Annotated in this window: 6 protein-coding genes; 4 read left to right on the top strand and 2 right to left on the bottom strand. The window is 59.6% G+C overall.

Translation table 11 applies throughout. The features are described from left to right. The first annotated feature begins 101 nt into the window (after positions 1–101). A complete protein-coding gene (gene betC, locus J7400_RS13085; protein ID WP_209063908.1) occupies positions 102–1,610 on the top strand; it encodes a choline-sulfatase in 1,509 nt (502 codons plus the stop codon). Positions 1,611–1,738: 128 nt separating this feature from the next. Here betC and betI read toward each other — a convergent pair whose 3' ends face one another. Continuing rightward, complete coding sequence (gene betI / locus J7400_RS13080) at positions 1,739–2,323, bottom strand: transcriptional regulator BetI (RefSeq protein ID WP_209063905.1); 585 nt, start codon at positions 2,321–2,323, stop codon at positions 1,739–1,741. Between the two features lie 159 nt (positions 2,324–2,482). Here betI and betB point away from each other — a divergent pair, with 159 nt between their 5' ends. From betB to J7400_RS13065, 3 genes are all read left to right on the top strand, one after another. Beyond that, positions 2,483–3,934, top strand: a complete 1,452-nt coding sequence (betB, locus tag J7400_RS13075; protein ID WP_209063903.1) for a betaine-aldehyde dehydrogenase — start codon at positions 2,483–2,485, stop codon at positions 3,932–3,934. Between the two features lie 42 nt (positions 3,935–3,976). After that, on the top strand, positions 3,977–5,632 hold the full coding sequence (gene betA, locus J7400_RS13070) for a choline dehydrogenase (protein ID WP_209063902.1): 1,656 nt from the start codon (positions 3,977–3,979) through the stop codon (positions 5,630–5,632). A 152-nt stretch (positions 5,633–5,784) separates the two neighbouring features. Next, positions 5,785–6,024 (top strand): DUF465 domain-containing protein, encoded by a 240-nt coding sequence (locus J7400_RS13065; protein WP_209063901.1) that lies wholly within the window; start codon positions 5,785–5,787, stop codon positions 6,022–6,024. A 117-nt stretch (positions 6,025–6,141) separates the two neighbouring features. Here J7400_RS13065 and J7400_RS13060 read toward each other — a convergent pair whose 3' ends face one another. Further along, entirely contained in the window at positions 6,142–6,816 is a 675-nt protein-coding gene (locus tag J7400_RS13060) for an outer membrane beta-barrel protein (protein ID WP_209063900.1), read from the bottom strand. Positions 6,817–6,898 lie beyond the last annotated feature (82 nt).

The following is a 6,898-nucleotide window of genomic DNA, read 5'->3' as shown; positions in this document are numbered from 1 at the left end:
GAGCGCTCACAGGTCGCGACATTGCGGTGTCGCCTTTGAGATTGCGCCATGGGTGGGCGCGCGCCTAGTGTCGCGCAAAGCCGGCAACAGGAGGACCCCAAATGACCCGCCCCAATATTCTGATTTTTATGGTGGATCAGCTCAATGGGACGTTGTTTCCCGATGGGCCTGCAGAGTGGCTGCATGCGCCGAACCTGAAAAAGCTGGCGGCGCGCTCCACACGGTTTCAGAACGCCTATACCGCCAGCCCCCTGTGCGCGCCGGGGCGGGCCAGCTTTATGACCGGGCAACTGCCAAGCGACACGCGGGTTTACGACAATGCGGCGGAGTTTGCTTCTTCTATTCCCACATATGCGCACCATTTGCGCCGCGCGGGCTATCAGACCTGCCTGTCAGGGAAGATGCATTTTGTCGGCCCCGACCAGCTGCACGGCTTTGAAGAGCGCCTGACCACAGACATCTATCCGCCGGATTTTGGCTGGACGCCGGATTATCGCAAGCCCGGGGAGCGGATTGAGTGGTGGTATCACAATATGGGCAGCGTCACTGGGGCCGGTGTCGCGGAAATCTCCAACCAGATGGAGTATGACGACGAGGTGGCCTATCACGCCACGCGCAAGGTCTATGATCTGGCGCGGGGGCATGATGAACGGCCCTGGTGTCTGACAGTGAGCTTCACCCACCCGCATGATCCCTATGTGGCGCGCAAGAAATATTGGGACCTTTATGAGGATTGCGCGCATCTGCTGCCGGAGGTGGGGCCGATCCCCTATGAGGAGCAGGACGCGCATTCCAAGCGGATCTTTGATGCCAATGACTGGCGCAGTTTTGACATCACTGAAGAAGATGTGCGCCGCTCCCGTCGGGCCTATTTTGCCAATATCAGCTATCTGGATGACAAGATTGGCGAGGTGATGGAGGCGCTGGAGGCGACCCGTCAGGAGGCCATCATCCTCTTTGTGAGTGATCACGGCGACATGCTGGGCGCGCGGGGGCTGTGGTTCAAGATGAGCTTTTATGAAGGCTCAAGCCGGGTGCCGATGATGGTGGCGGCGCCGCAGATGCAGCCGGGGCTGGTGACAACGCCAGTAAGTAATATCGACGTTTGCCCGACGCTCTGTGATCTGGCGGGGGTGAGTATGGAGGAGGTCATGCCCTGGACCACAGGCGAAAGCCTTGTGCATCTGGGGCAGGGTGGCACGCGGGATACGCCGGTGGCGATGGAATATGCGGCGGAAGCCTCTTATGCGCCGATGGTGTCGCTGCGCTATGGCAAGTGGAAGTACAACCGCTGTGCGCTCGACCCTGATCAGCTGTTTGATCTGGAGGCCGATCCTCATGAGCTGACCAATCTGGCCGAAGTGGCGGCCCATCAGGGCACGGTGCAGACATTGCGCGCCAAATCAGAGGCGCGTTGGGATCTGGCGGCGTTTGATGCGGCGGTGCGGGAAAGTCAGGCGCGGCGCTGGGTGGTTTATGAGGCGCTTCGGGAAGGCGGCTACTACCCGTGGGACTATCAGCCGCTGCAAAAAGCCTCTGAGCGCTATATGCGCAATCACATGGATCTGAATGTGGTGGAAGAAAATCAGCGGTTCCCGCGCGGAGAGTGAGGCGCTTTGGGTATTTTTGACCTGTAAGAAGCGGATGTGTCTTTGGCTTCTTACAGGTTTTCGATGCCTCGAAGGTGAATTGGAGCAGCCTAGAGAGCGCTGGTAAAGTGCCGCCTTCGGGCGACAGGTCAGGCGTTTGAGCGCAGCATCAGATCGGCGACTTCACGCGCTTCCTGACGGGCTTGGGCCGGGTTGAGTGGCGCATCTGATTGCGCGGCCTCAAGCCAGACCCCATCCATGTAGCATTGGAGTGCTTCGCGCATGGTTTCGCGGCGAGAATCCGGCACCAGTGCGCGCAGCTCGGCGCGGAAATGTGCATTCACCCGGGCGCGGTTGATGCGGTGCAGCCGTTGCAGAGAGGGCGCATAAGGCGCGTTGGCCCAGAATTGCATCCAGATTGAGCATTGCTCGATGGTGAAAAGCCGATCCGAAAAGTTGGCGTCAATCACCGCCATCAGGCGCTCATGCGGAGTTTTGGCGGTGGCGTAACGCTCCAGCATGGCATCCTTCAGCTTAGAAAGCAGGCGGCGCATGGTGGCCTCCATCAGCTTTTCCTTGGAGCCGAAATAATAGTTGATCGAGGCGGCGGAAGCCCCGGCTTCGGCAGCGATTTCCGCCATGGTGACAACAGCATAGCCGCGTTTGTGCACCGCCGTGATGGTGGCGGTGATGAGTTCCTCATGTCGGATGTCGCGGATACGTGTTCGGCCCATGGTGCCACTTTAACGTGCTGGTGGGCGGGAGCAATGTTGTTGTTTCAATAAAAAAATGAAATGACCATTTAAAAAATGATCGAGCGGTGCTACGGTCGCGCCCAATTGAGATTCCGCGTGCCTGTCTGATCTGAGGGTGTGCCACCAAAGGAGCCGGCCATGCAGCTGCAACCAACCGCCAGTCATTTCATCAATGGGGCCTATGTGGAGGACACCACAGGGGCGCAGATCGACATCATTTACCCGGCTACCGGTGAGGTGATTGGCAAGGTGCATGCGGCGACGCCGGCGATCATTGATCAGGCGTTGGAGAGCGCCAAGGCGGGGCAGAAGATCTGGGCGGCGATGACCGGTCGGGAGCGCGGCCGCATCATGACCCGCGCTGCGGCGATGATCATGGAGCGCAACCACGAGCTTTCCGTGCTGGAGACCTATGACACCGGCAAGCCTTATCAGGAGACCAGTGTGGCAGATGCCACCAGCGGTGCAGATGCGCTGGAATACTTTGGTGGTATGGCCGCAACCCTGACCGGTGAGCATATTCCGCTGGGCGAAGATTGGGTCTATACCGTGCGCGAACCGCTGGGCGTTTGTGTGGGCATTGGCGCGTGGAACTATCCGACACAGATTGCTTGCTGGAAAGGCGCGCCTGCCTTGGCCTGTGGCAATGCGATGGTGTTCAAGCCATCAGAAACCACCCCGATGTGTGCCTTGAAAGTGGCGGAAATCCTGCATGAGGCCGGTGTGCCTGCGGGGGTTTATAACGTAGTTCAAGGCATGGGCGAAGTGGGCGGCGCGCTGGTGAATGATCCGCGCGTGGACAAGGTGAGCCTGACCGGTTCCGTGCCCACCGGTAAGAAGGTCTATGCCGCCGCCGCGAGCCATATGAAGCACGTGACCATGGAGCTGGGCGGCAAGTCTCCGTTGATCATCTTTGATGATGCAGATGTGGAAAACGCTGTGGGCGGGGCCATTCTGGGCAACTTCTACAGTTCCGGTCAGGTCTGCTCGAACGGCACGCGGGTGTTTGTGCAAAAGGGCATCAAAGAGAAATTCCTAGCCCGTCTGGCAGAGCGTCTGGGCACGGCGGTGATCGGCGATCCGTTGGATGAGGTCACCAGCTTTGGCCCGATGGTGTCTGAGCGTCAGATGAACATTGTGCAGGGCTTTATGGAGAAAGGCCAAGAGGAAGGCGCGCGGCTGGTATGCGGCGGCAAGCGGATGGATCGCGAGGGCTTCTACCTTGAGCCCACCGTCTTTGCTGATGTCACTGATGAGATGACCATCGCGCGCGAAGAGATCTTTGGCCCGGTGATGTCGGTGCTGGATTTTGACGACGAGGAAGAGGTGATTGCGCGCGCCAATGCGACCGAGTTTGGACTGTCTGCCGGTGTGTTCACCTCTGATCTGACCCGTGGACACCGTGTGATTGGTCTGCTGGATGCGGGCAGCTGTTTCATCAACTCCTACAACGACGCCCCTGTGGAAGCGCCGTTTGGCGGAGTGAAAAACTCCGGCGTTGGGCGGGAGAACAGCAAAGAAGCGATCAATCACTACAGCCAGGTGAAGTCGGTCTACGTGCGCATGGGCGACGTGGAAGCGCCTTACTAAACGCGGCCCGCGCGGACGCCCCTCTGTCGGAGAAGAATGACTATGCAGGCTGATTATGTGATCGTTGGAGCGGGCTCTGCGGGCTGCGCCATGGCGTATCGTCTGAGCGAGGCCGGGAAATCGGTGCTGGTGATCGAGCACGGTGGCACGGATGCCGGGCCGCTGATCCAGATGCCGGCGGCGCTGAGCTATCCGATGAACATGGGGATGTATGACTGGGGCTACAAAACCCAGCCGGAGCCGCACCTGGGCGGGCGGACATTGGTGTGCCCGCGTGGCAAGGTGATTGGCGGCTCAAGCTCGATCAACGGCATGGTCTATGTGCGCGGGCATGCTGGCGACTATGACCATTGGGCCGAGAGCGGCGCGGACGGCTGGTCCTATGCGGATGTGCTGCCCTACTTCAAACGCATGGAAAGCTGGCATGAGAGCGGGCAGGGGGGCGATCCGGACTGGCGCGGGGCCAATGGGCCGCTGCACATCAGCCGCGGGCCGCGCAACAACCCGCTGCATGCGGCTTTTGTCGAGGCGGGGCGTCAGGCGGGCTATCCGGTCACTGACGACTACAACGGTCAGCAGCAAGAGGGCTTTGGCCCGATGGATATGACCGTTTACAAGGGCCAGCGCTGGTCGGCAGCCAATGCTTATCTCAAGCCTGCGCTCAAGCGTGAAAACTGCGATCTGGTGCGTGGCTTGGCGCGCAAGGTGGTGATGGAAAACGGCCGCGCCGTGGGCGTGGAGATCGAGCGTAGCGGTAAGGTGCAGGTGATCCGCGCCAATATCGAGGTGATCCTCTCGGCAAGCTCGCTCAACTCGCCAAAGCTGTTGATGCTTTCGGGTATTGGCCCTGCGGCGCATCTGGCGGAGCATGGCATTGAGGTGGTGGCGGACCGCGCGGGCGTGGGCCAGAACCTGCAGGACCACCTTGAGGTCTATATGCAGATGGCCTGTAAACAACCGATCACCCTGTTCAAATACTGGAACCTGATTGGCAAAGGCCTCATTGGGGCGCAGTGGCTATTCACCAAGAAGGGCCTTGGCGCGTCCAACCAGTTTGAAACGGCCGGGTTTATCCGCTCGCGTGCGGGGATTTCCTATCCGGATATCCAGTATCACTTCCTGCCGATTGCGGTGCGCTATGACGGGCAGGCGGCGGCCGAAGGGCACGGTTTTCAGGCGCATGTGGGACCGATGCGCTCGCCGTCGCGCGGCGAAGTCACGTTGTCCTCCTCTGATCCGAAGGCAGCGCCCGATATCTTCTTCAACTATATGTCGACCGAGCAGGACTGGGAGGATTTCCGCGCCTGTATTCGCCTGACACGGGAGATTTTTGCACAAGAGGCGATGCAGCCTTTTGTGAAACATGAGATCCAGCCGGGTGCGGATTTGCAGAGTGATGATGAGATCGATGGCTTCATTCGCGAGCATGCGGAAAGCGCCTATCACCCCTGTGGTACCTGTAAGATGGGCCGCGCGGATGATCCGATGGCGGTGGTGGACAATGAGTGCCGCGTGATCGGGGTGGATGGGCTGCGCGTGGCCGATAGCTCGATCTTCCCGCGCATCACCAACGGCAATCTCAATGGGCCGTCGATCATGACGGGGGAGAAGGCCTCGGATCACATTCTGGGACGTCAGCTGGCATCCTCAAATGCGGCGCCATGGTTCCACCCTGAGTGGCAGGTGGCGCAGCGCTGAGGCTCTGAAAGCCTGCGCGCACGGCTCTACCTTAGGTGACATGGCGTGTGCGCTAAAAACTGTATTTGTCGTGCGGATTTGATCGGGGTCAAAGTTGGCCCCGATTTTCGTTGGTATGGTGCTGCCGGACCTAAGAAAAAGGAGCGAACAGCATGTCTAACACCCCACATGAGCTGGCCGAAGAATTCCCTGAATTTGCAGAGAAGATGAGCGCGCTGAAAGTGAGCGATAAGCATTTTGCAAAGCTCGCGGCGGACTATCATGAGATCAACCGCAAGGTGCATACTGCAGAAACCAACGTGGCGCCGCGCGAAGAGCTGGCCGAAGTGGATCTGCGCAAGCGTCGCGGTGCGCTGAAAGATGAGATTTACGCCTATCTGAAAGCCAACTGAGCTTTGGCCATCTGCTAAAAAGCTACGCTCCGCCGGAGGGGACTCGGGCGGAGCGTATCCGTGTTTCATGACATATTAGGGCGCATTTCATGAAACACTGTGAACAAGGTGCTTGCCTTAGAACTTGAAGCGCACACCCAGGTTCACGGAGGTGTTGGACAGGTCGTCAGACACGCTGGCGGTGCCACCCGGGGAGGTGCGGGTGCCTGTGACGTCAAAGCCGCGGGTGTAGCGCACATCACCAAACAGAGCGACCTGTTCGTTGATGTCATAGGAGGTGCCTGCGATCAGCTGGGCGGTGAAGACTTCGTCATCGCCGCGGATGGTAACGCCGTTGCCGTAAGAGATGTCCTGATCAAAGAAGCCAACACCCACACCGGCACCGAAGTATGGGGTGAACTTGGAGCTGGTTTCCACGTCAACGATCAGGTTGCCGAGCAGGTAGGTGGCGGAGATGTCGCCAGCGGGGTTGGCTTCTGCACCGGCACCGTTGCCGCTGAAGTCTACGGCGGTGACATCGTTGGAGCGGTAGGAGAGTTCGACTTCGCCGCGCAGGGAAAGGCCGTTGCCAAAGCTAGTGATGCCGCGGCCCACTGAGATGCCGACTGCCAGATCATCGTCAAGATCGGAGCGCACGTTCTGGGTGCCGCCGCCGATGATGCCGGAGTGGTTGGCGTCATCCGCGAGGGAGTAGCCGAGGGAGCCCTGCACATACCAATCGTTGGCGAAGGCTGGAGCTGCGAGTGTTGTGGAGGCGAGCAGCGCTGCGCCGAGGAGAGAGCGGGTGAACATGAGACTGGCCCTTTGTCTTGCTAATCGTGTTGTTGTGTCGTGGGGCCAAGCTGCACAGCGCGGGGGCAACTGTCATTTCACA

The sequence above is a fragment of the Shimia sp. R9_2 genome (assembly GCF_017743735.1).
Classification (GTDB): Bacteria; Pseudomonadota; Alphaproteobacteria; order Rhodobacterales; family Rhodobacteraceae; genus Shimia.
Note: the sequence above shows the minus strand (reverse complement) of the source record. Positions and strands in the feature narration are given on the sequence as shown.